25 protein-coding genes are annotated in these 24,553 nt (G+C 40.6%); 17 read left to right on the top strand and 8 right to left on the bottom strand.

The annotated features are described in order from the left end of the window. Window positions 1-95: 95 nt before the first annotated feature. On the bottom strand, window positions 96-551 hold the full coding sequence (locus AB6811_RS01630) for a YciI family protein (protein WP_369488458.1): 456 nt from the start codon (window positions 549-551) through the stop codon (window positions 96-98). A 68-nt stretch (window positions 552-619) separates the two neighbouring features. Here AB6811_RS01630 and AB6811_RS01635 point away from each other — a divergent pair, with 68 nt between their 5' ends. Beyond that, the gene (locus AB6811_RS01635; protein ID WP_369488459.1) at window positions 620-1,915 is read left to right on the top strand and encodes a tetratricopeptide repeat protein; all 1,296 of its coding nucleotides are present in this window, start codon (window positions 620-622) and stop codon (window positions 1,913-1,915) included. A gap of 31 nt (window positions 1,916-1,946) precedes the next feature. Further along, entirely contained in the window at window positions 1,947-2,321 is a 375-nt protein-coding gene (locus AB6811_RS01640; RefSeq protein ID WP_369488460.1) for a thiol-disulfide oxidoreductase DCC family protein, read from the top strand. Window positions 2,322-2,327: 6 nt separating this feature from the next. Here the strand turns inward: AB6811_RS01640 and sfsA are convergent, their stop codons facing one another. From sfsA to AB6811_RS01655, 3 genes are all read right to left on the bottom strand, one after another. Next, window positions 2,328-3,029, bottom strand: a complete 702-nt coding sequence (sfsA, locus tag AB6811_RS01645; RefSeq protein ID WP_369488461.1) for a DNA/RNA nuclease SfsA — start codon at window positions 3,027-3,029, stop codon at window positions 2,328-2,330. A 45-nt stretch (window positions 3,030-3,074) separates the two neighbouring features. Next, on the bottom strand, window positions 3,075-3,800 hold the full coding sequence (locus tag AB6811_RS01650; RefSeq protein ID WP_369488462.1) for an SOS response-associated peptidase: 726 nt from the start codon (window positions 3,798-3,800) through the stop codon (window positions 3,075-3,077). Between the two features lie 277 nt (window positions 3,801-4,077). Next, window positions 4,078-5,538 (bottom strand): NAD(P)-dependent malic enzyme, encoded by a 1,461-nt coding sequence (locus AB6811_RS01655; protein WP_369488463.1) that lies wholly within the window; start codon window positions 5,536-5,538, stop codon window positions 4,078-4,080. Window positions 5,539-5,735: 197 nt separating this feature from the next. Between AB6811_RS01655 and sucD the strand changes: the two genes are divergently transcribed. Next, window positions 5,736-6,608, top strand: a complete 873-nt coding sequence (sucD, locus tag AB6811_RS01660) for a succinate--CoA ligase subunit alpha (protein WP_369488464.1) — start codon at window positions 5,736-5,738, stop codon at window positions 6,606-6,608. 63 nt (window positions 6,609-6,671) lie between these two features. Here the strand turns inward: sucD and AB6811_RS01665 are convergent, their stop codons facing one another. Together AB6811_RS01665 and AB6811_RS01670 are read right to left on the bottom strand one after the other, a co-directional pair. After that, window positions 6,672-7,091 carry a hypothetical protein gene (locus AB6811_RS01665; protein WP_369488465.1) on the bottom strand — a complete coding sequence of 140 codons (420 nt, stop codon included), beginning with the start codon at window positions 7,089-7,091 and terminating at the stop codon, window positions 6,672-6,674. 78 nt (window positions 7,092-7,169) lie between these two features. Beyond that, a complete protein-coding gene (locus tag AB6811_RS01670; RefSeq protein WP_369488466.1) occupies window positions 7,170-7,769 on the bottom strand; it encodes a DUF4389 domain-containing protein in 600 nt (199 codons plus the stop codon). Between the two features lie 180 nt (window positions 7,770-7,949). Here AB6811_RS01670 and AB6811_RS01675 point away from each other — a divergent pair, with 180 nt between their 5' ends. Further along, a complete protein-coding gene (locus tag AB6811_RS01675; protein ID WP_369488467.1) occupies window positions 7,950-9,341 on the top strand; it encodes an alpha-amylase family glycosyl hydrolase in 1,392 nt (463 codons plus the stop codon). A 215-nt stretch (window positions 9,342-9,556) separates the two neighbouring features. Continuing rightward, window positions 9,557-10,744, top strand: coding sequence for an FprA family A-type flavoprotein (locus AB6811_RS01680; protein ID WP_369488468.1), 1,188 nt, complete (start codon window positions 9,557-9,559; stop codon window positions 10,742-10,744). 99 nt (window positions 10,745-10,843) lie between these two features. Here the strand turns inward: AB6811_RS01680 and AB6811_RS01685 are convergent, their stop codons facing one another. Next, the gene (locus AB6811_RS01685) at window positions 10,844-11,113 is read right to left on the bottom strand and encodes a cupin domain-containing protein (protein WP_369488469.1); all 270 of its coding nucleotides are present in this window, start codon (window positions 11,111-11,113) and stop codon (window positions 10,844-10,846) included. A gap of 95 nt (window positions 11,114-11,208) precedes the next feature. Here AB6811_RS01685 and AB6811_RS01690 point away from each other — a divergent pair, with 95 nt between their 5' ends. From AB6811_RS01690 to AB6811_RS01700, 3 genes are all read left to right on the top strand, one after another. Beyond that, on the top strand, window positions 11,209-11,598 hold the full coding sequence (locus AB6811_RS01690; RefSeq protein WP_369488470.1) for a thioesterase family protein: 390 nt from the start codon (window positions 11,209-11,211) through the stop codon (window positions 11,596-11,598). A gap of 9 nt (window positions 11,599-11,607) precedes the next feature. Beyond that, on the top strand, window positions 11,608-12,366 hold the full coding sequence (locus AB6811_RS01695; protein ID WP_369488471.1) for an acyl-[acyl-carrier-protein] thioesterase: 759 nt from the start codon (window positions 11,608-11,610) through the stop codon (window positions 12,364-12,366). Between the two features lie 72 nt (window positions 12,367-12,438). Next, window positions 12,439-13,980, top strand: a complete 1,542-nt coding sequence (locus AB6811_RS01700; RefSeq protein ID WP_369488472.1) for a DUF4301 family protein — start codon at window positions 12,439-12,441, stop codon at window positions 13,978-13,980. Between the two features lie 5 nt (window positions 13,981-13,985). On the opposite strand, the gene truA is transcribed toward AB6811_RS01700, so the two are convergent. Beyond that, the gene (gene truA / locus AB6811_RS01705; RefSeq protein ID WP_369488473.1) at window positions 13,986-14,741 is read right to left on the bottom strand and encodes a tRNA pseudouridine(38-40) synthase TruA; all 756 of its coding nucleotides are present in this window, start codon (window positions 14,739-14,741) and stop codon (window positions 13,986-13,988) included. A gap of 1,002 nt (window positions 14,742-15,743) precedes the next feature. On the opposite strand from truA, the gene AB6811_RS01710 reads away from it, so the two are divergent. The 9 genes from AB6811_RS01710 to AB6811_RS01750 are packed head-to-tail and all read left to right on the top strand — an operon-like array spanning window position 15,744 to window position 24,469. Continuing rightward, a complete protein-coding gene (locus tag AB6811_RS01710; RefSeq protein WP_369488474.1) occupies window positions 15,744-16,745 on the top strand; it encodes an AAA family ATPase in 1,002 nt (333 codons plus the stop codon). A 5-nt stretch (window positions 16,746-16,750) separates the two neighbouring features. Then, the gene (locus AB6811_RS01715) at window positions 16,751-17,170 is read left to right on the top strand and encodes a hypothetical protein (RefSeq protein WP_369488475.1); all 420 of its coding nucleotides are present in this window, start codon (window positions 16,751-16,753) and stop codon (window positions 17,168-17,170) included. An 8-nt stretch (window positions 17,171-17,178) separates the two neighbouring features. Next, window positions 17,179-18,069, top strand: a complete 891-nt coding sequence (locus AB6811_RS01720) for a DUF58 domain-containing protein (protein WP_369488477.1) — start codon at window positions 17,179-17,181, stop codon at window positions 18,067-18,069. Next, complete coding sequence (locus AB6811_RS01725) at window positions 18,066-19,070, top strand: hypothetical protein (protein WP_369488478.1); 1,005 nt, start codon at window positions 18,066-18,068, stop codon at window positions 19,068-19,070. The genes AB6811_RS01720 and AB6811_RS01725 overlap by 4 nt, the downstream gene beginning before the upstream one ends. A gap of 6 nt (window positions 19,071-19,076) precedes the next feature. After that, on the top strand, window positions 19,077-20,066 hold the full coding sequence (locus tag AB6811_RS01730; protein ID WP_369488479.1) for a vWA domain-containing protein: 990 nt from the start codon (window positions 19,077-19,079) through the stop codon (window positions 20,064-20,066). Between the two features lie 13 nt (window positions 20,067-20,079). Continuing rightward, on the top strand, window positions 20,080-21,123 hold the full coding sequence (locus AB6811_RS01735; RefSeq protein ID WP_369488480.1) for a VWA domain-containing protein: 1,044 nt from the start codon (window positions 20,080-20,082) through the stop codon (window positions 21,121-21,123). Beyond that, the gene (locus tag AB6811_RS01740) at window positions 21,120-21,848 is read left to right on the top strand and encodes a tetratricopeptide repeat protein (RefSeq protein WP_369488481.1); all 729 of its coding nucleotides are present in this window, start codon (window positions 21,120-21,122) and stop codon (window positions 21,846-21,848) included. Before AB6811_RS01735 ends, AB6811_RS01740 begins: the two co-directional genes overlap by 4 nt. Window positions 21,849-21,853: 5 nt before the next feature. Next, window positions 21,854-23,680 carry a BatD family protein gene (locus AB6811_RS01745; protein WP_369488482.1) on the top strand — a complete coding sequence of 609 codons (1,827 nt, stop codon included), beginning with the start codon at window positions 21,854-21,856 and terminating at the stop codon, window positions 23,678-23,680. A gap of 24 nt (window positions 23,681-23,704) precedes the next feature. After that, entirely contained in the window at window positions 23,705-24,469 is a 765-nt protein-coding gene (locus AB6811_RS01750; protein ID WP_369488484.1) for a tetratricopeptide repeat protein, read from the top strand. Window positions 24,470-24,553: the final 84 nt, after the last annotated feature.

Consider the following 24,553-nt stretch of genomic DNA (forward strand, 5'->3'; position numbering starts at 1 on the left):
ATTAATTTGTGCCACCACCAAATATTGCTTAATCGTTTCATCGTTATCTATTCTTTTGCAATCTTAAAAAGATTTTTTTTAAAATCCAAATTGGGCTATGGCATTTTGTTCCATATTTTATTGTGATAATCAAGGTAAATGGGCAATGCAGCCGAACCGTACCAGTTAAAAATTTCGGGTTTTAGGATTCCTGAACTTACTGCTGGATCGGTATTAACCATTTCTTCCACTTTCTTAATGTCAGTTTCGTAGAAAATGAATAATCCCCTGTAACCATAAGGGTTTGCTCCAAACGGTCCTGCAACAAACAGTTTACCTTCGTTTTCTAAACGGACAATGTTGTTCATATGACCTCTAAAAATACTGTCTGTTTCACTTTTTGGAAGGTTTTGCTTATCGCCCGATTTTAGTAAAACGAATGTGTATAACCGCATACCGTATTCATCGGCATTTAGTTTTTTTGCAAGCTCTGGATCGTAATTAATGTTTTGTGCAAGCAAAAGGTTTGTGCCTGCAACAAATAGTGTTAATGCAATCAATATCTTTTTCATTGTTCATATAATAATGTTCAACATAAAGCGTTAAATTACTATACTATCAAATCAAATAAAACAAAAGTATGAAAAGAATTACATTTTGCATAGGATTAAGCGTAATGTCATTACTAGGCTATGGTCAAATTGGCAACCAAATCCTAACAAGTATTGCATTAGGTAAGTATTCCGATGCTCTTGAACAAATTAATGAGTTGCCTTCATCACCTGAGTTAATCCAATTCAAGGCAATAGCTTTTGAGGGATTAAGCATGTGGGATAGCGCGGTGGTTTACTATTCAAAACTTACAAATATCGACACTCAGCTTGCGAAGAAAGGGTTAGCCAGGTGTTACGAGAGTGTTGGTAATTCATCCAAAGCCATTGACCTTTACAAACAAATACTAGCAGATGATTCCTTGAATGCTAGCATAATAATCAGATATGCAAATCTGCTCAGGAGTAGTTCATTGCATAAACAGGCCTTGGAACAGTTCCTAAAGCTAATTGAATTGGATTCGACAAGTGCAAAATACTGGGAAATGCTGGGTGACCAGTACAAGGCAATGAACATGACAGTTGAAAGTACGACCGCATACAATAAAGCATATCTGTTAAACTCAAAAAATCTTTTTGTTGCTTCAAAATACTTCGCTCAACTGATTAAAAGTAATGTGCCATTACAGTACGTGTACGAGAATATTCTTGATGCCTATCAGGTTGACTCAACTTATATGCCTATTCTTATGCTAAAGGGGAAGGTTGAATCGGATATGAAAAAGTATAGTCAGGCCGAAATAACTTTCGCAAGGATTGCTTCGCTTGGCGACTCATCATTCTTTACCTTAAAAAATCTTGCTATTGCCAAGCATAGCAAAGGTTCATATCTGGAAGCAGAAAATCTCTTTAAAAAGGCTTATGAGATGGATAGTACCGACTTTCTTCTAAATTTTGTTTACGCAAAAACATTGCAGAATGTTGGTGAGCGCAACCTGGCTCTGGATATTATAAGTAATACAATTAAGCTTCTTTACCCACCCGATGAGCTGGTAGCATCATTTTATGAGCTAGCAGGAGATATTTACAACTCTGGTAACAAAATTGATTTGGCAGTTGAAAACTATCAAATGGCACTTGAGAAAGATAAAAAAAATGAGCTTAAGTACCTGAATAAGATTATTTGGTGCAAGATTTATGATAAGAAATTCAGAGATGCTGAATACCTTGTACATAAATACGATAGCATTGCCCAGGAAAAATATGCTGATGACAGCATCCAGCTAAAAAACGAACAGAGAAAAACTGGGTTTTATAAAGATTTGCTTAAAAAGGAGTTTTTCTTCATGGATGATTTAAAAAACGGGAAATTCCTTGTTTACTAAACAAATCCCTTTCAAAATGTGTTCCTATGGTATGGAGCACCTTTCTTATATAATTCTATACGATTCATCGTGTAATCTATGCCAGAAAAGCGTACGCTTCATAAAGCGTTACGATAAAAGGCAACTATTTAGTTTTATGCCGTTTGGCTCAAATGATGCAGGTCTGATTGTCAGTCGTTATGGGGTTAATAGGCAGTATAAAGAATCAGTGGTTTTCGTTCTAAAGGGAAAAGTTTACACAAAATCAACTGCAGCATTACTGATTTGTTGGCACCTTAGTGGGTTTTGGCCAATACTGTCAATATTCTTGCTGATACCTACTCCAATAAGGGATTTTTTCTATGACATAATAGCTCGTAACCGTTACCGCTGGTTCGGTAAATGTGAAAGCTGCGTTACTGAATAGTCAATATCATTTTTGAATTAAATCAATGGGTAGGAGTTTTAACGGCTCAATGCTTTCAGGTGTAACATTGACCTGAACGGCAAATAGTTTTACTCCTGCATCAAACGCCTTTATTAGCTCTTCAGCATATGCAGGGTCAATACTCCAAGCAGGAGCAAATATATCCACATCGGTGCGTTGAATAATGTATATCATAGCTACATGGTAACCTTCAGCTTTAGCTTTAATCAGAGTGCTTAGGTGTTTTTGCCCACGTGTTGTCACAGCATCGGGGAATTGGGCAAACCTCCCTTCCTTCAACGTTACGTTTTTCACCTCAAAGAACCATCTCTGATTTTCGGATTCACCGTAAATGTCGAAACGGCTATCGTCGTATTTGACTTCTCTTATTAAAGTTTTAAATGTAGGTAGCTCATCAATCCAATGGTTTTTCAGAATATCATAGGCAATCCTGTTGGGATTAGAGGTGTTTATTCCTACCCAGCCATTATTAATCCTAATCATTTCCCAGGTATAGGGTAACTTTCGGTTTGGATTAGAGCTTGGGCTTATGAATACCTCAGCGTTTTCTTCCAGGCAGCTTTTCATTGAGCCCGAATTGGTGCAATGTGCTGTAACTACATTCCCATTGTCGAGTAGAATATCGGCCAAGAATCGTTTATAGCGTTTAATAAACCTGCCGTGGATTAGGGGTTGGTCAAATTTCATATTATTTACAGATGTTGCGTTTAAACAGGTTTTCACCTTGAATGTTCAAAAAAGCGATTGTTGCTCAGGGTATGAGTAGGGTTCCAAAACTTCCGGAACATTCCTGTTAGCCTTAGGATTCGAAACAATAGGTGAAACTGTATACGCCTTTAAGTATTCCTGTTCTACGGGTTTAATTATATCAGAGTAAAGGGAGGTTTTTAAATCCTTATCCAACCATTTTTCTGCATTTTCGGGCTTTAGTATGGCTGGCATTCGTTTCTTGGTATTATGAATTTTTTCGAGTAATGGGTTTGCCGGTAAAGTGATAATGCTAAAGGTGTCAACCATTTCACCTGTTTCAGTATTAGTCCATGTGCTGTAAATTCCTGCTAAATGCATTATTTCATTATTATTTAAGCCAATAAACCAAGGTATTTTTTTTCCATGTATATGCTGCCATTCAAAAAAACCGGTAGCAGGTACTATGCATCTGTTGCTTTTTGTAGAGTATCGGAACGATGGTTTTTCAATAATGCTTTCGAATCGTGCATTCAGCGTTTTCCCTTTAATGGATTGAGCTTCAATAGGGGTTTTTACCCAGTTGGGTATTAGGCCCCAGTTCATTGGTGTAAAATATTCTGGATTATCCGATGCAACCACAGGAATAACAGGAAAATCAAAAGCTGATACAAAGTAGAAGGGTTCAAAGCGAAAATCCTCTCTGAACCGAGCATTCATGGCTTTCTCAAGTCTATGCTTTTCAACTTGTACGCTAAGCGTGAAACACATTAGGTGTTGGATGATTTAACATTTCTTTGTTTACAAGACTACCCTAATTAAAATCTTATTGCCATTCAAAACCTTTGATAACTAAAGTAAGAAGTCATACAAACCAAAATAAGAGGAGGTTATTGCTAATAACCCTCCCCTTAATCAGATTCGAAAAGGCATTTTATATTCCTCAAAACAGAACTGTATTAGCCTTTTAAACAAACTTTTAACCTTTACCCTTTACCCTTTACCCTTTATCCTTTATCCTTTATCCTTTATCCTTTATCCTTTATCCTTACTTCCCCTCAATCTGATTAATAGTCCATTCAAGGGCTTCCTCAAGCATTTCGGCTGGTGGGTCGGTTATGAAGCCGTTATCGTGCAACGACTTAACCATGGAACGAGAGTATTCAATATCCTTTTTGGCAATGCTGTACGCCTCATCCCAGCTCATTGGCCTACGGGCAACGCCATCTTTAACAGCCTGTACAGCCACATCGGCTGCTTCAACGGGGAATACATCGGCCTCGTCCATGGTAGGAACAATGTTATCGGGGTTTATTCCACGTTTTTCGGCGTAGTTTGCCAGTGAGTGAGCAGCGGCAATGGCCATGTTATCGGTTATTTTTGAGGCTCTAACCAGCAAGGCTCCTTTAAGTATTCCAGGGAATCCTAACGAGTTATTTACCTGGTTTGGGAAATCGCCACGGCCCGTAGCCACAATGTATGCCCCTGCTGCTTTTGCTGCATATGGGTAAATTTCAGGTACTGGGTTTGCGCAGGCAAAAACAATGGCTTTATCGGCCATAAGCCTAATCCAATCCTGCTTAATGGTGTCAGGGCCTGGTGTGGAAAGCGATATTAACACATCGGCGCCTTTAATGGCCTCCTCCATGGTGTTAATGCAATCGGGATTGGTTTGCTCGCAAATCTCCCATTTCCGATAAAAGCGATGATCTGCTTTTATATCCTCTCGATTTTTGTGAAGAGCACCATGTGAATCGAACATCACCATTTTTTTAGGATCCCCACCATCGGCAATAATTAAGCGGGCAATTGTTGTGTTAGATGCTCCGGCACCAAAGAACACAATACGAACATCGCTTAGCTTTTTACCCACCAGTTTAAGAGCGTTGAGTAACCCGGCAAGGGTAACGCATGCAGTTCCCTGGGCATCATCGTGCCAAACCGGAATCACACATTCCTCCCTCAGTACATCGAGAACTCTATAACAGTTAGGTTGTGAGATATCCTCAAGGTTTACAGCGCCAAAGCTGTGCTGGCACATCTTTACAAAATCGATTATTTTTTCTGGGTCGTTCTTGCCATCTTTACCCTTGCTGTCAATACAAAGAGCAACAGCATCCACACCACCAAGGTACTTCATCAGGAATGCTTTCCCTTCCATAACTCCCAAACCACCCGGAGGGGTGCAATCGCCATCGCCAAGTACACGGGTCGAGTCGCTAACAACGGCAACTAAATTGCCCCTGTTCGAAAGTTCAAATGACGCATCGTTATTATCGCGTATAGTTGTTGATATTTTGGAGACTCCTGGGGTGTACCAAACATTGAACCAGTTAAAGCCAAGCACAGGTGCTTTAGGTGCTGTTTGGATTTTACCTCCGTAATGCTTATGGGCCTTCTCGCTGAGGTATTTTAAGAATAAAGTTTTACCCTTTGCGCGTTGCTCCTCAGTCCAATTTTCTGGGAACATTTCGCCTAGGCGTTCTAATTTGATGTTTACTTTACTCATATGTTTAATTTTTAATTGATTAGATCTCGATTTACTGATATAATTTTTCCCAAGATACAAAATTCAAACTAAACAATCTAGTTTTTTCAATATGTTATACAGTATGTTTTAGTTGCTTTTTTTGACAAAATAATGTAGGTTTGAGGTCGCAATACGTGTTGTATTTTTACGATTAACAATTCAACAAAATCCATGATATGAGTGTATTAGTCAATAAAAGTTCACGTGTAATTGTTCAGGGCTTTACTGGAGGTGAAGGCACTTTTCACGCTACCCAGATGATTGAGTATGGAACCAACGTTGTGGGTGGAGTAACTCCGGGCAAGGGAGGACAAACACATCTCGATAGGCCTGTGTTCAATACTGTTTCCGAAGCAGTGAAAGAAACCGGTGCCGATGTATCGGTAATATTTGTACCCCCGGCTTTTGCTGCCGATGGCATTATGGAAGCTGCCGCTGCTGGAATAAAGGTAATCGTTTGTATTACTGAAGGTATTCCCACAAACGATATGGTTAAGGTTAAGCACTTCCTTGCTGATTACCCCGAGACCCTCTTAGTTGGACCTAACTGTCCTGGCGTAATAACTCCCGAAGAGGCTAAGGTTGGGATAATGCCAGGTTTTATTCATAAAAAGGGACATGTTGGCGTTGTATCGCGTTCTGGCACATTAACCTACGAAGCTGTTGATCAGCTTACCAAGTTGGGGTTGGGTCAAAGCACATGCATTGGAATTGGGGGCGATCCAGTAATTGGAACAACCACGCTCGAAGCTGTTAAGCTACTCATGGCCGATCCCGATACCCATGGTATTGTGATGATAGGTGAGATTGGCGGTAGCATGGAAACCGATGCTGCTCGCTGGATTAAGGAGCATGGAACTAAGCCTGTTGTGGGCTTTATTGCTGGACAAACTGCTCCCAAAGGTCGCCGTATGGGTCATGCTGGGGCTATTATTGGTGGTGCCGACGATACCGCTGCTGCTAAAATGAAGATTATGCGTGAATGCGGTATTCATGTAGTGGAGTCGCCTGCAAATATTGGCCAAACCATGAAGGATGCTCTTAAATAATATTTTACCAAAAACAAAAAAGGCCGGCAAATATTGAGCTGGCCTTTTTTATTCCCATATTGGTTAATCCTTTACTTTTATGTCTATTGCCTCAGTTTTCCCTTTTATTAGCATCCGTATGAACAAGAATATTGTAGCAGCCATCAGAGCCCCTAATGTAATCCTTACCCATACATTATCATAATTGAAGAAAACTATTAGAAAAAACGGAACTGCTGTTAAAGCCATTGTTGGGGTGAAGTTGAAGTTTGGGTTTACACTAACCTCAATGTTGGTTTCTTTCTGGGTATTAACAGTAATTTCGCTACTACCCATTTTAAAAGTAGTTGTGGCCCTAAAAGTGTGTTCCCCATCAGGAAGTTCAACGGTAAGCGATTCGCCTTGGCCAATTTTGCCCCTTGACTGACCATCAATTAAGATTTTGATTTTGTTTTCGGAATAATACTTTTCACTTTTTGGGCGCGATACTACTATTGAATTCATATTCACAACTATTTTTTAAAAAAAAGGCATCGTATTAAACCGATGCCTTGGCAAAAATACAAAAATGATGTTTGTAAGCTACTTCTCTGAATCTAATTCATCGCCGGTAAAGGCGGGGTAAACATCGGTCATGTAGCCCATGTATAATCCAACACGTGTCATCCATCTAAGTTGTCCCACAACCCAACTGTGTAACTCTCTGGGGTATTTACCTGTAATTAGCACTATCAACCATGCCAAAATGATAATAACACCTACAAATATTTGCCTAAAGAACAAAATAAAGAGGTGTGGAATGTAAACATAAAGCCAACCAAAAAAGAAACGAACCAGCATTAATGCACGGCTTACCCTTTCAGGGTATTCAACCTCTAATGAGGTATACTCATCGGTTCCATTAATGCCAAACGAAGGGTATCCATCGGATATGTTTAATACCCTGGCGTTCAAACGTAAGTTCCATCGCAATAGTCCTACCTGAAAGTCAAAAAGACCTTTGGGGTATTTGCCAGTAAATAGTATTGCCCAAAATGCTACAATCTGTAGGATTAGAGCCCAAATAGATACAAAAAATAGGAGGAAACCGTGTGGCAGTAGAATGTACAGCCAGCCGAAAAATGTTCTCAGGAGCAATTCTAACCTAGAGTATCGTTCCTGATGTTGAACTTTTAGTTTCATTTTATTTAAGATTTAGGTTAGGGAGATTTTGAACTCAAACAAGTTACAGATTTTTTTATTTCAAATAGTAGAAATCATATAAAATTATTCCTAAATTAGCAAAGGCCTGTAATTACGGGTATTTCCTTTTCGCAAACGTGTGAAAGCTGATAAATCAATTTCAAATAAACCAATAGCGATATGAGACAAAAGAATCTATTTAGCTTGAGAAACATTTTGTTTGCAGCCCTAATTGCTGCAACAATGGTATTTGCCTCGTGTAAGCAGCAACCTAAGGAAGCTGAGCCATTCCGCGTAGAACATGCCAATTGGGTTTACAATGCTACCATTTACGAGGTAAATGTTAGGCAATACACACCGGAAGGAACATTCAAAGCCTTTGAGCAACACCTGCCTCGCCTAAAAGATTTAGGGGTTGATATCCTTTGGTTCATGCCAATTCATCCCATTGGAGTTGAGAACCGTAAAGGAACGCTAGGAAGCTACTACTCCGTAAAGGATTACTACGGCATTAACCCCGAGTTCGGAACACTCGACGACTTTAAGTCAGTTGTTGCCAAGGCTCATGAGCTGGGTATGAAGGTGATAATTGACATTGTAGCAAACCACACCTCCCACGATGCAGTTCTCTTAACTGAGCATCCCGATTGGTACGTGCGCGATTCATCGGGTAGGGTTGTTTCACCATTTGATTGGACCGACGTGGCTAAGTTGGACTACTCAAAACCTGAACTACGCCGTTACATGATTGACATGCTTAAGTATTGGATTAACGATATTGACCTCGATGGATTTAGGTGCGATGTGGCCGCTGAGGTTCCAACCGATTTCTGGAACGAGGCTCGTGCTGAGCTTAACCAGCTTGGCAAACCCATTTTCATGCTTGCTGAGGCCGAAACCCCTGAACTACAGAAATATGCGTTTGATGCTGATTATGCCTGGGAGTTCCATCATATTATGAATGGTATTGCTCAGGGCAAGAAATCTGTTGTTGAGCTGGAGCAATACCTGCTCAAAAAAGCAGCCACTTATCCTAAGAATACCATTAAAATGAATTTTATCACCAACCACGATGAGAACTCATGGAATGGAACTGAGTTTGAACGTATGGGCGATGCGGTTAAAACCATGGCTGCACTCACATTTGTTATTGATGGGATGCCTCTAATTTATACCGGCCAGGAGGTTGGCCTAAACCATAGGCTACAGTTTTTTGAAAAGGACCAGGTTGACTGGACCGATAGTAAAGGTTTGACTGATTTTTACAAAAAACTCACTGCGTTAAAGAAGTCCGCAAAGGTTCTTGATGCCGCAGAGCAGGGAGCCGACATTTTCCGAATAACAACCACTGCCGACAGCTCAATTTTCGCATTTACACGCGAAAATGAAACTCAAAAGCTTTTTGCTATTTTCAACCTATCGGCCAAGGAACAGACCTTTAACTTTACTGGCGATGCGCATTTGAATACCAGCTATGTTGAGTGTTTCAGCAATAGCTCTAAAGAGTTCACAAAGGATGAGAGAGTAACACTAAAACCTTGGGAGTTCTCAATCTACTTAAACAATAAGTAAAGTTTTCAAGAGTAAAAAAGAGGCTGTCCTCATAGGGCGGCCTTTTTTGATTTTTTAGGATTTAAAAGGTATTAACTATTACATGAGGATTCTTACTTATTATTAAAATACTATTTTTATTTAGATTGATTTTTAACAACCTGCTAGTTGTTTAACAAATCACTTTAACTTTCTACTTTTGCCATAAGATTAAAAACAAAAAATACTTAAGCATTATGTATTACAATATCCCTGTTGTTGGAAAGGTTCACTGGATAGGGGTGAACGATCGACGTAAGAGGCTTTTTGAGAACATCTGGCCTTTGGATAGGGGCGTTTCCTACAATTCATACCTGATTGCTGATGATAAAACCGCTCTGATCGATACCATAGAGGATCGGGCGGCCGGTAATTACATTGAGCGTATAAAGGCTTTACTTAATGGACGTACGCTCGACTACCTGATTATTAACCATATGGAGCCCGACCATTCCGGGGAGATTAAAGAGATTTTTGAGCAATTTAAAGGGGTTAAGCTGGTTGGAAATGCCAAAACTTTTAAGATGGTTGAAGCTTACTGGGGTATTAATGAAAACCTAATACAGGTAGATGATGGCGATACCCTTGACCTTGGTTTCCACAAGCTGAAATTTGTGATGACTCCCTGGGTGCATTGGCCCGAAACCATGATGACCTTCGATCAAACCGAACAAATCCTTTTCTCCGGCGATGCCTTTGGCAGCTTTGGCGCGTTAGATGGCGGTATTTTTGATGATGAAATCAACTTTGATTTCTTTGAGGATGAGATGCGCCGCTATTACTCAAATATAGTAGGGAAATACAGCAATATGGTGCAAAAAGCTTTTGCAAAGCTTAAGGATGTACCCGTAAAGGTGATTGCACCTACTCATGGCCCCGTTTGGCGCTCAAACCCCAATAAAGTAATTGAACTGTACGACCGGTGGAGCCGTTACGAGGCTGAGGAGGGCGTTGTTATCATTTTTGCATCAATGTACGGTAATACGGAAGCTATTGCCGATTACATAGGCCGTAAAGTGGCAGAGAATGGTATTAAGAACATTCGCATACACGATGTTTCTCGCACCCACATTAGCCATTTGATTAACGAAATCTGGAAATATCGTGGACTTGTTTTGGGGTCATGCGCATATAACTCGGAAATGTTTCCTCTTATGGAGCAGCTTACCCGTGAGCTAACTCATATGGGAATAAAAAATAAAAAGTTGGCTCTTTTTGGCAGCTACAGCTGGAATGGCGGTGGAGTGAAAAACCTACTTAAGTTTGCTGAGGAAGCCAAACTTGAACTAGTTGCTGAACCTGCCGAGATATATGGCAAACCTAATGCCGAAAAGCTTTTGCAGTTCGATTTGTTAGCTCAGAAAATTGCAGAGAGCGTTAAGTAGAAAAATACCTGAAGATAAAATGAAAAGGAGACGTTAAAAAAACGTCTCTTTTTTATTTAAAACCATTGAAAGCAATAACCTTTCCTGAGCAGGAAGGCATTACTTAAAGTTGTAATGTTTCCGAATAGGCTTTTTAACCGTCCAAACACATTTTAACCCTTTCTTAAAGGTAACAAAGTCGCCTGTCCTAACAGTGTAGGTACCCTCGTCGGTTTTTACATCTACCTCACCATCAAGAATCAGGCATTCCTCGTCGGTATCGTAATACCAATCAAAAGTAGATATTTCCTTAGTCCAAATAGGCCAATTCTTTATGCCCATTTTGTTAATTTGTTCATCCGTTAACTTTTCAATTATCACCTTGCTCATGGTTGCTTAACTTGGTTTACATGCAAAAATAGAAATAAATGGGCTAAGTTGAAAATTGTTCATATCTTTGTAAAAGCACTAAAAACACTAATGGTATGGAGTTTAACATTCCCCTTGGCATTGAATTTACTGCAACCGAAATGGTTACAAAGGATAACACTGCATCAAAATACGGCTCAGGCCTTGTTGATGTTTTTGCCACACCCGCTATGGTGGCGCTCATGGAAAAGGCAGCTCTTAATGCTGTTTTACCACATCTGCCCCATGGGTTCAATACCGTTGGTACTGAGATTTGTGTTAAACACACCAAGGCTACACCTTTAGGTTGGGAAGTTCACAGTAAGGCCACTCTTAAAGAGGTTGATGGCAAAAAGCTTGTTTTTGATGTGGTGGCATGGGATAGTGAAGGCGAAATTGGCAGGGGTACCCATACCCGCTACATTATCGACAGTAAACGTTTTATGGAAAAGTTCTCATCCAAATAGTCTAGTTTGATGAATTTTGATACCTATCAATTCCCAAAATACCACAGGCATAAGCTAAAGGTTCATTCGTACGAGGTGGATTTTAACCAAAGGTTAACAGTTACGGCCCTGTTTAATTACTTGCAGGAGATTGCCTGGGAGCATGCTCATTTACTGGGTTATGGCTGGGAGCATCTGTTGCAGAAGGGTTGGTTTTGGGCCCTGTCGCGTGTTGAGGCTGAAATATACAAGTTACCTGCATGGACCGATGAGGTAGTTCTGTTAACCTGGCCTAGGGGAGTTGATGGAATTTTTGCCTTACGCGATTTTGAGGTTTATGACCATTTAGGAAATAAAATTATTGCTGCTTCATCGAGCTGGTTGGTTCTTAACATTCAAACCCGTCGGCCAGTAAGGGCTGAGTGGTATTCCGATTTCGATTATGCAACTAGAAGTTCATTAGGGCGCAATGCAACCAAACTGGTTGAACAAAGCGTTAGCCCTGAATTTTCGGAAAAATTTGATGTTCGCATTGGCGATATAGATATGAATCAACACGTTAATAATGTTAGGTATATCGATTGGGCCTATAATACCTTTAGCATTGAGCATTTTAAAAGCTATTTTCCCAAAAGGGTTGTGGTTAACTTTAATGCTGAAGGTAAAGCAAACGATAGCATAATTGCATCACGTTTTCAAAATTCGCAAGATGAGAGCATTGTTGAAATAGCCAACGCCAGTAATGGAAAAAACTTGTGCCGGTTGATGTTTGAATGGGGAAAAATTTAATAAATTTAAAATTAATTTTCTTTCCCATTCATTATGAAAGTTTTAATAAAATAGAACCCAAAAAATAACACTATGTATAGCCAGCAGGATATTGAGCAGATGCAGCGAAAGGGAATAACTCCCGAAATGGTTGAGCAGCAAATTCAATCATTTAAAAAGGGCTTCCCTTACATGAAGTTGGTTAAACCCGCTACCGTGGGCAACGGGATAATTCGGTTGGATGGAGAGGAACTTGATAGCCTCATTGAAATGTACCGCGATTTTGAGGGTAGTAGGGTTAAGTTTGTTCCTGCATCGGGTGCGGCAACCCGTATGTTTAAACATCTCTATGAGTTTCAGTCCGATTACCCGGTAAAAGGGTTGGAGTGTTTTAACGATAAAGGTTTTAATACCGTTTTCACCTTTTTCGAGAGAATAAAAGAGTTCCCATTTTTCGACAAGCTTTACAATGAACTCTGGATGCAGGGTTATAAGATGGATGAACTTATTGATAGTAAGGATTATATGCCCATTGTAAATACTCTGCTAGGTTCCGAGGGGCTAAATTACGGAAATCTGCCAAAAGCGCTTATCCTATTCCATAAGTATGGCGATATTGCTCGTACTGCCATGGAGGAGCATCTGGTTGAGGGGGCACAGTATGTTCGCGACCAGCATGGTAACGTAAATATTCACCTTACGGTGTCGCCCGAACACATTGCTGGCTTTGAGCAGCTGATTGAACGCGTAAAGCCATACTACGAAAACCACTATGAGGTAACCCTTAACATTACCTACTCGGTTCAAAAGCCATCAACCGACACTATTGCGGTTGATATGGATAATAATCCTTTCCGTAACGATGATGGCACTCTACTTTTTCGCCCCGGCGGGCATGGTGCATTAATTGAGAATCTCAACGATTTAGGCCACGAATTGGTGTTCATTAAGAATATCGACAACGTTGCTCCAGACCATCTTAAACCGCTAACCGTTCGTTATAAAAAAGCACTTGCGGGAATGCTGCTTAGCTACCGAGGTATTATTTATAAATACCTACAAGAGCTCGAAAGCCAAAACCTGTCGGTTGACGAGCTTTTGGCAATTCTTGACTTTACCCGCGATGAGCTCTGTGTTATACCACCGGCATCGTTAAATACCTCAGACCCTGCGGAGCTGAACAAGTATCTGTTTAGCGTACTTAATAGGCCAATTAGGGTGTGCGGTATGGTTAAAAATGAGGGGGAACCCGGTGGTGGCCCATTCTGGGCAGTTAATCCCGATGGCACAACATCGCTTCAGATTGTTGAAAGTTCACAGATAGATATGAACGACCCTACTTCTAAAGCTATCCTGAATGAATCAACCCATTTCAACCCTGTTGATATAGTATGCTCATTCATTGATTTTAAAGGGAATAAGTTTAACCTGCTCAACTACCGCGATCCGCAAACCGGCTTTATTTCAGTAAAGAGCAAGGATGGTAAACAGCTCAAGGCGTTAGAGCTTCCGGGGCTTTGGAATGGGGCCATGAGCAACTGGAATACCATTTTTGTTGAAGTACCCTTGGCAACATTCTCGCCAGTTAAAACTGTAAACGACCTTTTGCGGGAGGAACATCAACCCTGCAGGTAAGCAAGCTATATTAGATTATCAGGATACTCTATCCTTGTAAGGTATAACCCCTCGGCCGGAGCAGAGGTTCCGGCCAATTTTCTATCGCGCTTCTCAATTACTTGGGCAAACTCGTCTGGTGTTATTTTTCCTCTTCCCACATCAATTAGGGTGCCTACAATGGCACGTACCATGTTGCGTAAAAACCGGTTAGCCTCAATGGTAAATATGAGCAGGTTGCCACTCTCGTTCCATTCCGCTTTATATATTTGGCAGTTATTGGTTTTTGTTTCGGAGCCAACCTTGCTAAAGCTCGTAAAATCGGTATAGTTCATTAACTGTTGTGCTGCCAGCTGCATATTATCAACGTTTAGTTGAGCATCGTAAAACCACGATAGGCCAATCCAAAAGGGATCTTTGTTACGGCAAATCACATACTCATAACCCCTTAAGGTGGCATCGAAACGGGCATTCGCGCTCGGGTTTACCTTTTTAATTTGATGAATGGCAATATCGTTGGGTAAAATTCTGTTTAAGCTGTGCAAAAACTTACTGTCTGATTCCAAATTGCTGGCTACAGAATCGAAATGCGCCACATAGAACCTGGCATGAACGCCCGTATCGGTTCTACCTGCACCTATGGTTTGAATGTTTTCCTTTAGCAGTATACTCAAAGCATTATTTACTAAGTTCTGGACACTGGTGGCGTTTTCCTGAATCTGCCAGCCATGATAGTTTGTTCCCCTGTACGATAGGTAAATGAAATATCTATTTATTGCCATTATACTTGCTTTTGATCTTCCTTTATGACATCGTTTGCTCACTATGTATTTAAAAGAAACATGTAAAAAAAGGCTCATCTGACTCCTGTTCAACAATCTACTTTGCTTTAAATTACACAACAAATATACTCGTATATAAAGCTATTTTGAAATATTTCCGAGATTCGTCCATAGAATTTTTCTATTGACGAATTTCCTCTAAAAATGTTTCTGTATCCACATTTTTATTAGCCCGGTTGAACTTGTTAATTCATGGTCGTTTGGTTTAGCTGTTCACTTTTTACTATTCCTCTAACTTCCTCTAACTTCCTCTAACTTCCACTAACTTCCTCTAACTCCATCATATTCTGTCCATTCCGATTCATTCCGTCTCATTCCCGCCTCAAATCTTGCGTTTCACGGCTCACGGTTCACGTTTAACGGACTCAAAGTTCCTCTAACTTCTTCTATCTTCTTCTATCTTCTTCTATCTTCTTCTAACTTCCTCTAACTCCATCTAACTCCATCATGTTCTCTCTATTCCGACTCATTCCCGCCACAAACATTGCGTTTCACGGCTCACGGTTCACGTTTAACGGGTTCAAACTTCCTCTAACTTCTTCTAACTTCTTCTAACTTCTTCTAACTTCCTCTAACTTCCTCTAACTTCATCATATTCTTTCTATTCCGACTCATTCCCGCCACAAACATTGCGTTTCACAGCTAACGGTTCACGTTTAACGGACTCAAAGTTCCTCTAACTTCCTCTAACTCCATCTAACTTCATCTAACTCCATCATATTCTCTCTATTCCGACTCATTCCGACTCATTCCTCTAAAAGTTAATTCATGGTACTTGGATTTATTTAAAAATCAATTATAAAAGTGTCTGAAAGCCTTTAACTACCTTTATTACAGCTAAAATTTCATTTAACGAAAATTAACATCGCAGGCATCTATTTATTATCATATTTGCAATTGAGGTTTCATATAAGGTTAAACAAATTTTAAAAAGATATTTTTATGAGTGTTCAATCGACCCTTGACATTAAGGAGCTAAATGAGAGGATAAGACTTGAAAGTTCCTTTGTTGACATTATCAACATTGAAATGGGCAAGGTAATTGTTGGCCAAAAACACCTTGTTGAGTCGTTACTGGTTGGATTACTTGCCGATGGACACATTCTACTTGAAGGTGTTCCTGGCTTAGCCAAAACGCTTGCCATAAATACTTTGGCAAACATCATCGATGTAAAGTTTAACCGTATTCAGTTCACCCCCGATTTGCTTCCTGCCGACCTTATTGGAACACTTATTTACAGCCCCAAATCCGAACAATTTACCGTTAAAAAAGGGCCAATCTTTGCAAACTTTATACTTGCCGATGAAATTAACCGTGCTCCAGCTAAGGTTCAGAGCGCTTTGCTTGAGGCCATGCAGGAACGTCAGGTAACCATTGGCGACGAAACCTACAAGCTCGAAGAACCTTTCCTGGTTTTGGCAACCCAAAATCCAATTGAACAGGAAGGAACCTATCCGCTTCCCGAGGCACAGGTCGACCGTTTCATGCTTAAGGTCAAAATTGGTTATCCAAAGCTGGAGGAGGAACGCCTTATCATGCGCGAAAATCTGGCCTTGCAGTTCCCAAAACCAGAAAAAGTCCTAAAACCCACCGATATTGTGAAGGCGCGTCAGGTTGTTCGTGAGGTTTACATGGATGAGAAAATTGAAAAGTATATTCTGGATATAGTGTTCGCAACTCGCTATCCGGCACAGTATAACCTGCAGCGATTTGAACCCATGATTTCCTATGGAGCCTCACCTCGTGCATCCATTAGCCTTGGGTTGGCTTCAAAGGCTTACGCCTTTATTAAACGTCGTGGATACGTTATTCCTGAGGATGTTCGCGCTGTATGTTTCGATGTTTTGCGTCATCGTATTGGATTAACCTACGAGGCCGAGGCCGAAAACATTACATCGGAGGATATTATTACTGAAATACTTAACACGATAGAGGTTCCATAGAAACCATGAAGCCATTGGCTATCATATTCCTTTCAGTAGCAGTCGCTTTCTTGAGCCTATCAGCTAGCGCTCAGAATTACATTGGCTTGCACAAGGATGAAATAGCCAAACGGATGCCGCAGGAGAATAAAGGTTTCTACTTTGAAAAGGAGGTGAATGTCGACGACCGGAGCTTTTTGAAGTACGTTAATACCCTCGATGAGCAGACCATACTTTTCATGATTGATACTGATGGCTTTTGCACTGCGGTATCTAGAATGTATAACACGTGGCTTTACGATCAGGTTGTGAATGAACTGAATAGCAAATATCAACAGGTATCAACCAATAAGTGGCTTGAAGTAAAGGAGGGCAAGAGTTACGATTTAACCCTGATAAAAGGGAAATGGTTTCTTACCCTTACCATCAGGCCTCACACTAAATAGGTATAGCCGTGGAAACAGCAGAACTTCTGAAAAAAGTTCGACGTATTGAGATTAAAACAAGGGGATTAACCCGCCAAATATTTGCCGGTCAATACCATAGCGCTTTTAAGGGGCGCGGTATGGCCTTTAGCGAGGTTCGCGAGTATAGGGTAGGTGACGATATTCGCAGTATCGACTGGAACGTTACTGCTCGTTACAACCAACCCTATGTTAAGGTTTTTGAGGAGGAGCGTGAACTTACTGTTATGCTTCTTATCGATGTTAGCGGTTCGCAGAACTTTGGCTCCACCCAACACTTTAAAAGGCATGTAATAGCTGAGGTTGCTGCTGTGCTTGCCTTTTCGGCCATTCAAAATAACGATAAAATTGGGGTTATTCTCTTTTCCGATAAGGTGGAAAAATTTATTCCACCCCAGAAGGGTAGTAAACACATTCTCCGAATAATAAGCGAATTGCTGAATTTTGAGCCGTCGGGCAAGGAAACAAATATTGCTGAGGCGCTTAGGTTCTTGACAAACGCCATAAAAAAGCGAAGCACTGCTTTTGTACTGAGCGATTTCATTGATTTTAATGAACAGAATAACCAACCAAGGTTTAACGATGCCATTAGCATTGCTAACAATAAGCACGATGTTGTGGCTATACGGATTTACGATGATCGCGAAACTCAACTTCCATCCGTTGGCCTTGTCCGCTTCACCGATGCTGAAACAGGTAATGACATTTGGATTGACACAGCAAACAAACTGGTGCAAAACCATTACAGCCAATGGTGGAATATCACTACTGAAAATCTGAAACAAACTTTTACCAAAGCTAAGGTAGATTGGGTATCGGTACGAACCGACGAGGATTACGTAAAACCCCTAATGTTGCTTTTCAAAAGGAGGTCGAAATGAAGTTGATAAGGTTCGTTTTTTTAGTTTTTTTGCTAGTAACCCTTAACGTCGATGCTCAGATTGAGCAACTAGAAATAAAGGCTGTACTAAAAGCCGATACAATACTGATAGGTGATAGGGTGGAGTTTGTTGTTATGGCTAATGGGAAAGGAAAGTTTTCGGTATCCTTACCAGTACTAGCCGATACTTTACCCGGGGGGATATACATTATTGGTAAACCTATTATTGATTCAACTATTAAAAATAATACCCGTAGCTACAGCTTTAAACTTCCTGTTACGGCATTTTCTCCCGGAAATGTTAGTGTTTCTAAGTTCCCGGTTTTGGTCAAGCATGGTGGTAGTGTTGATACTACGTGGGTAACCACCGATAGCGTATTCGTAAAGCTTGTTCCGCGCGACACCACCCTTAAGGATATCAAGGATATTAAGCCCCCAATAAAGGAACCAATCCGATTTTCGGAGGTGGCTCCTTGGGCCGGATTAGGCTTACTCTTAGCTGCAATTATTGTTCTGCTTGTTATGTACTTGCATAGTCGCAAGCAAAATAAGCCATTCCTCAATATCTTTAAGCCAAAAGAACCCGCTCATGTTGTTGCTCTTAGGGAGTTGATGCTGCTTGAGGAGAATAGGGAGTGGGCTTCGGACAATCCCAAACTGTTCTATACCAAGCTAATCGATATTCTTCGGAATTACCTGGAAGGCCGTTTTCAGATTAATGCTCCTGAGCAAACTACAAGCGAGATTCTTTCTGAAATAGCTAGGCTTGATTTCGACTTTTCTCCCTACATTGAAACCCTTCGCGAGTTGCTCTTTACTTCCGACCTGGTAAAATTTGCTAAGCATGTAACTACCATCGATGAGAACCGTCGCTTTTTGAGCTTTGCAATCAATTTTGTAAACAGCACTAAACCTATTGAAAGTTCCAACGATGGTGAAAATCCAACTGATGAGATAAAGAGTGCCGATAATACCGATTTATCAACCAGCGATTCAAACTAACCGGTTATGCTTTTAGTAGTTTATGCAAACCCAAAGCTTTTATACCTGTTACTGCTAATTCCAGCTTTAGTGGGGTGGTATATTTACAGGTTACATAAATCGAGGGCTGCGCTTGTAATTTCAACAGCTAAACACTTTGATAATACGGGCAAGTCAGTAAAGGTATATTTGCGGCATTTACCCTTTGCTTTAAGAATGTTAGCATTGGCATTGGCCATTGTTGCTTTGGCCAGGCCACAATCAACTAATATCCAACGGAACGTTACCACCGAAGGTATTGATATTGTGTTATCGCTCGATGTATCGGGTAGTATGCTCGCCCGTGATTTTAAGCCCGATAGGCTTGAGGCTGCAAAGAGTTTGGGCATTAATTTTATAAGTGGCCGAGCAAACGACCGAATTGGACTCGTAATTTTTGCAGGTGAAAGTTTTACCCTTTGCCCATTAACTACCGACAGAGCAACTCTGATTAATCAGTTTAAAGCTGTAGATATTGGTGTGCTTGAGGATGGCACAGCTATAGGCTCCGGATTAGCCACAGCTATTTCCCGTTTAAAGGATAGCGATGCTAAAAGTAAGGTGATAATCCTCCTCACCGATGGGGTTAATAACCGTGGTGAGATAGCGCCAATGACCGCAGCCGAAATGGCAAAAACCTTTGGTATTAGGGTTTACACCATTGGGGTAGGGACATATGGAACGGCTCCTTATCCCGTTCAAACCCCCTTTGGAACCCGTTACCAGGATGTGCAGGTTGAAATTGATGAAGATTTGCTGAAAGGTATTGCTCAGATGACTGGTGGCGAATACTTCAGAGCAACAAACAATAAGGCGCTTGAACAGGTTTACCAGAAAATTGACCAGATGGAAAAATCAAAAATAGAGGTTAATGAGTATGCTAAGCGCGAGGAAAAGTATCGCGGCTGGTTATTGGCAGCCTTTATTTTGCTTTTACTGGAATTTGTTCTACGTAGAACTTATTTATTAGGAATTTAATTTTAGGATTGCCATGTTTCGTTTTTCTAACCCAGAATATCTTTATCTCTTACTGCTTATACCAGTAATTATTGGATTATTCTGGTATTCCGTTCGTAAGCAAAAGCAGTGGATTACTAGTTTTGGCATATACAAAACCATCCTAAAATTAATGCCAGGGCATTCGTTCAAGCGCTACTGGATTAAGTTTATCATTGCCACTGCTGCATACATTATTATCATTATTGCACTTGCTGGCCCACAGGTAGGTGCCAAGCTTACCGAGGTAAAACGCAAGGGTATGGAGATGATTATTGCCCTTGATGTTTCCAATAGCATGCTAGCACAGGATATCAAACCAAATCGTATTGAGCGTGCCAAACAAGCCATTTCGCAGCTTATCGATAGGTTTAACAACGACCGTATTGGATTGATAGTTTTTGCTGGCGATGCCTACATTCAACTCCCCGTTACCAACGATTATGCATCGGCTAAACTCTTTTTGTCATCAATAAACCCAGGAATGGTTCCTAAGCAGGGAACTGCCATAGGCAGGGCTATTGAGCTGGCGGTAAATTCCTTTTCGCCCAATGCAAATACCGGAAAGGTGATAGTTTTAATTTCCGATGGCGAAAACCATACCGACGATCCTATTGAAGCTGCAGCAATGGCTGCCGAAAACGGCATTTCTATCTACACCATTGGCATTGGTTCTCCTGAAGGGGCACCTATTCCCCTAGGGAATAATCAGGAGTTCCTTAAAGATGCCGATGGGAAGGTAGTTATTACCCGATTGGATGAGGAAACCCTAACAAAAATTGCTGTTACCGCTAACGGGAGGTATGTTAGGGCTTCAAATACCCAGTTTGGTTTATTGCCAATTTATGAGTCGCTTAAAAAGGTTGACCGTAAAGCAATTAAGGATAAGGTTTACTCCGAGTACAATGAGCAGTATCAGTATATATTGGCTATCGCCATTGCGCTTTTATTTGCTGAAATAATCGTCCTTGACCGTAAAACTTCGCTTTTATCAAAGGTAAACCTTTTTGGTACCGATAAAACAAGGGAGGAGATATGAGAAAAGATATTGTACTTATCATTCTTTTAGCTGGACTCACGGTTAACACTTTTGCTCAAAGTGAGCATAAGCTAATACGACGTGGTAATAGGGCATATAGTAAAAACGATTATTTGGAGTCCGAAGTACAATACCGTGAAGCACTTGAGAGGAATAAGCATTCCTTCAAGGCAAACTTCAACCTTGGCGATGCCCTCTACAAGCAAAACAAATTCTCTGATTCCGATTCAATCTTTAATGGCATAAACACATCCGCCCTTTCCGATGCTGATAAGTCAATGATTTATTACAATAGAGGGAATTCGCTTTTCAAGCAAAATAAGTTTAAGGAAAGCGCCGATGCCTATAAAATGGCCCTCAGGTATAATCCAAACGATATTGACGCTAAGTATAACCTTTCTGAGGCACTTAGAATGATGCAGAACCAGCAGAACCAGAACAACAATCAGCAGCAAAACAATAACACCGATAGTAAGGATAACAAGGATCAGAAAGACGATAAAAAGCAAGACAAAAAGGAAGATAAAAAGGATAATAACAACAATAAACAGGACAATCAACAGAATAACCAGAATAAAAATAACCAACAACAACAACCCAAGATTTCGAAAGAGGATGCAGAGCGAATGCTACAGGCATTACAGCAACGCGAAAAGGACATTCAGGATAAACTAAATAAAAAACAAGCCAAGCCGGTTTCGGGGGCTTCAATCAAAAACTGGTAAACCCTATGAAACGATACCTAAGCGGAATACTATTGCTTTTCATCAGTGGTTACTTACTGTCCCAGGAAGTAACCTTACAGGCATACGCACCAAATCTGGTTGAAGTGGGTGAGCAGTTCAGCTTATCGTTTACTTTAAATGCTAAACCATCAGAGTTTAAGGCTCCCTCAATTGTTGATTTTGATATATTGGCTGGTCCTAGTACATCCAGTAGCACTAGTATTGAGGTGATTAACGGTAAAGTTACCCAGAGTCAATCCTATACCTACACATACATACTTGTTGCAAACAAGGAGGGGAAATTTACCATTGAGCCTGCTGAGGCTGTTGTGGGCAAAGAGCGTATTCGCTCAAATCCTATTACAGTAGAGGTGGTAAAAACATCATCGGGGAGTGCAGCAAGCAGAGCCAGCCAGCCAGCATCGCGAAGCGTTAGGGAAACTCAAGCCGATGATCTACCGGGCGATGAGCTGTTTGTTACCATTGAACTTACCAGGAAATCAGCCTATGTGGGCGAACCCATTGAGGCAGTAATAAAGATATATACCCGGGTAAGCATTTTGGCTTTTGAAGATGCTAAATTTCCTGCATTCGATGGTTTTTGGAGCCAGGAGATTAAAAGTTCTCCAAATGTCAACTTTGAGCGTGCCAATGTGAATGGCAAAATTTATAATGCGGGCGTAATTCGCCGTTACCTCCTTTTCCCTCAGAAAGCTGATAAAATTGAAATTGATCCCTTTGAGTTGTTAGTGGTTTACCAGGGGCCTAGATCTGGCCCGCGTTCTATTTTCGACGAGTTTTTTGGTGGAGGGTTCGAAACATACCGTAAACGCCTTGTTAGTAAACCGGTTAGTATAAATATCAAAAAACTACCATTGCCTGAGCCACAAGGTTACACTGGAGCTGTTGGTAACTTCAAAATTGATGCATCGGTTGATAAGAATAGCCTTAAAGCTAACGATGCTTTTACCTACAGGTTTAAAATATCAGGGAAAGGAAACCTTAAGCTAATTGGGAACCCAAAACTTAATTTCCCCTCAACATTTGAAGTTTTTGACCCAAAAATTTCCGAGAACATTTCGGTTGATGAGGGTAATACAATGGGTAGCAAAACATACGAGTATGTTTGCATACCAAGAGCTGGCGGTAATTTCAGCATAGAACCGGCTGTGTTTTCTTATTTTGACCCTGATAAGGAATCTTATATAACCCTTAAAACATCAACTATTTCTGTTGCCGTAAGTGCCGATTCGTCAAGCACTGGCAATGTTATGGTTGCAAGTTTTGGCAAGGAAGATATCAAGTTTATCGGGAAAGATATTCGATTTATTAAAACATCAAGCTCTGCTTTCAAATCAAAATCTGCCTTTTGGGTTACGTCGGGTTACTATCAACTTCTATACATATTACTAATTGCAATATTCATTACATTTTCGTATCTATTCCGTCGCTATCGCCAGCGAATGCAAGATGTAGCCTTGGTTAAAACCCGGAGGGCAAGCAAGGTAGCCCAGAAACGACTCAAAATGGCGTCGCAACTACTTGAGCAGAACAATAATGCCCAGTTCTTTGAGGAGATCCATAAAGCTATTTGGGGGTATGTGTCCGATAAGCTCAATATTCCTTTGGCATCGCTAAGCCTCGATAATGCATCGGAGAAGCTAACCCAACAGGGTGTTGATGCCGACAGAATTTCTACTTTCCGTTCCATAGTTGAGACTTGCGAATATGCGCGTTTTGCCCCAATGGCAGAGCATTCGCAAATGACTGATATTTACGAGAAAACATTTTCGCTAATTGAGGATCTGGAAGATACTCTAAAACGTAAGTAAATTTGATATTAAAACTTTCAGGAAATGAAACGCATTCTATACATATCATTAATGATAGTTCCTGTTAGCCTGTTTGGGAAGGTAACCTTGCAAAATCCCGATTCACTTTTCGCACTGGCTAATAAATACTACACTGAGGGGAAATATTCCGAAGCTGTTACCCATTATGAGGCTATTGTAGCAAACGGAAAGGTGAGTGCAGAGCTTTACTTCAACCTTGGGAATGCCTATTTTAAGCTAAACGATATAGCCCACGCCATTCTCAATTTCGAGAGAGCTTACCTGCTAAACCCTGGCGATGACGATATCTCTTTTAACCTCGAACTAGCCCGTGCTTACACTACTGACAAGATTGAGGCTATCCCTGATTTTTTCGTGGTTAAGTGGGTAAAGTCCATTTCCAACCTATTTAGCTCTAACACTTGGGCTTTTCTTGCTATTTCATCATTTATAATTGCACTGATTTTATTTATGATTTTTCAGTTCTCTGGTAAATATTTAATAAAGAAATACGCTTTTATCATTTCATGGTTTTCTGCTTTTATTTTCATTGTGTCACTTGCTTTTAGTGTTTCGCAAAAAAATAGAATTGTAAATTCCAACCACGCTATTGTAACTTCCTCCGCCGTTTCGGTAAAAAGTTCTCCTTCGGAGAGTTCAAATGACCTTTTCATACTCCACGCAGGAACAAAGGTCGAGACCTTACGAAATGTTGGTGAGTGGTGCGAAATTCGGATTGCCGACGGCAATAAGGGATGGTTACCCAAATCAGCATTTGAAAGAATATAATTCTGGCAATAGGTAAAGTAAAGGTAGTTGTCTGTTTTAATTATTAGCGCGCTCTTTGGGGTGCTCTGAAAAAAGTTTTGCAAA

Source organism: Tenuifilum sp. 4138str (assembly GCF_041102575.1).
In the GTDB taxonomy this organism is placed as follows: domain Bacteria; phylum Bacteroidota; class Bacteroidia; order Bacteroidales; family Tenuifilaceae; genus Tenuifilum; species Tenuifilum osseticum.

Excerpts from the sequence above, each read along its gene's own strand:
- AB6811_RS01745 (WP_369488482.1), top strand. The coding sequence starts at position 21,854 with ATGAAACGATACCTAAGCGGAATACTATTGCTTTTCATCAGTGGTTAC.
- AB6811_RS01640 (WP_369488460.1), top strand. The coding sequence starts at position 1,947 with ATGGAGCACCTTTCTTATATAATTCTATACGATTCATCGTGTAATCTA.
- AB6811_RS01655 (WP_369488463.1), bottom strand. The coding sequence starts at position 5,538 with ATGAGTAAAGTAAACATCAAATTAGAACGCCTAGGCGAAATGTTCCCA.
- AB6811_RS01710 (WP_369488474.1), top strand. The coding sequence starts at position 15,744 with ATGAGTGTTCAATCGACCCTTGACATTAAGGAGCTAAATGAGAGGATA.
- AB6811_RS01730 (WP_369488479.1), top strand. The coding sequence starts at position 19,077 with ATGCTTTTAGTAGTTTATGCAAACCCAAAGCTTTTATACCTGTTACTG.
- truA (WP_369488473.1), bottom strand. The coding sequence starts at position 14,741 with ATGGCAATAAATAGATATTTCATTTACCTATCGTACAGGGGAACAAAC.
- AB6811_RS01725 (WP_369488478.1), top strand. The coding sequence starts at position 18,066 with ATGAAGTTGATAAGGTTCGTTTTTTTAGTTTTTTTGCTAGTAACCCTT.
- sucD (WP_369488464.1), top strand. The coding sequence starts at position 5,736 with ATGAGTGTATTAGTCAATAAAAGTTCACGTGTAATTGTTCAGGGCTTT.
- AB6811_RS01685 (WP_369488469.1), bottom strand. The coding sequence starts at position 11,113 with ATGAGCAAGGTGATAATTGAAAAGTTAACGGATGAACAAATTAACAAA.
- AB6811_RS01690 (WP_369488470.1), top strand. The coding sequence starts at position 11,209 with ATGGAGTTTAACATTCCCCTTGGCATTGAATTTACTGCAACCGAAATG.
- AB6811_RS01680 (WP_369488468.1), top strand. The coding sequence starts at position 9,557 with ATGTATTACAATATCCCTGTTGTTGGAAAGGTTCACTGGATAGGGGTG.
- AB6811_RS01715 (WP_369488475.1), top strand. The coding sequence starts at position 16,751 with ATGAAGCCATTGGCTATCATATTCCTTTCAGTAGCAGTCGCTTTCTTG.
- AB6811_RS01740 (WP_369488481.1), top strand. The coding sequence starts at position 21,120 with ATGAGAAAAGATATTGTACTTATCATTCTTTTAGCTGGACTCACGGTT.
- AB6811_RS01735 (WP_369488480.1), top strand. The coding sequence starts at position 20,080 with ATGTTTCGTTTTTCTAACCCAGAATATCTTTATCTCTTACTGCTTATA.
- AB6811_RS01630 (WP_369488458.1), bottom strand. The coding sequence starts at position 551 with ATGAAAAAGATATTGATTGCATTAACACTATTTGTTGCAGGCACAAAC.
- AB6811_RS01700 (WP_369488472.1), top strand. The coding sequence starts at position 12,439 with ATGTATAGCCAGCAGGATATTGAGCAGATGCAGCGAAAGGGAATAACT.
- AB6811_RS01635 (WP_369488459.1), top strand. The coding sequence starts at position 620 with ATGAAAAGAATTACATTTTGCATAGGATTAAGCGTAATGTCATTACTA.
- AB6811_RS01750 (WP_369488484.1), top strand. The coding sequence starts at position 23,705 with ATGAAACGCATTCTATACATATCATTAATGATAGTTCCTGTTAGCCTG.
- AB6811_RS01650 (WP_369488462.1), bottom strand. The coding sequence starts at position 3,800 with ATGTGTTTCACGCTTAGCGTACAAGTTGAAAAGCATAGACTTGAGAAA.
- AB6811_RS01675 (WP_369488467.1), top strand. The coding sequence starts at position 7,950 with ATGAGACAAAAGAATCTATTTAGCTTGAGAAACATTTTGTTTGCAGCC.
- AB6811_RS01670 (WP_369488466.1), bottom strand. The coding sequence starts at position 7,769 with ATGAAACTAAAAGTTCAACATCAGGAACGATACTCTAGGTTAGAATTG.
- sfsA (WP_369488461.1), bottom strand. The coding sequence starts at position 3,029 with ATGAAATTTGACCAACCCCTAATCCACGGCAGGTTTATTAAACGCTAT.
- AB6811_RS01665 (WP_369488465.1), bottom strand. The coding sequence starts at position 7,091 with ATGAATTCAATAGTAGTATCGCGCCCAAAAAGTGAAAAGTATTATTCC.
- AB6811_RS01695 (WP_369488471.1), top strand. The coding sequence starts at position 11,608 with ATGAATTTTGATACCTATCAATTCCCAAAATACCACAGGCATAAGCTA.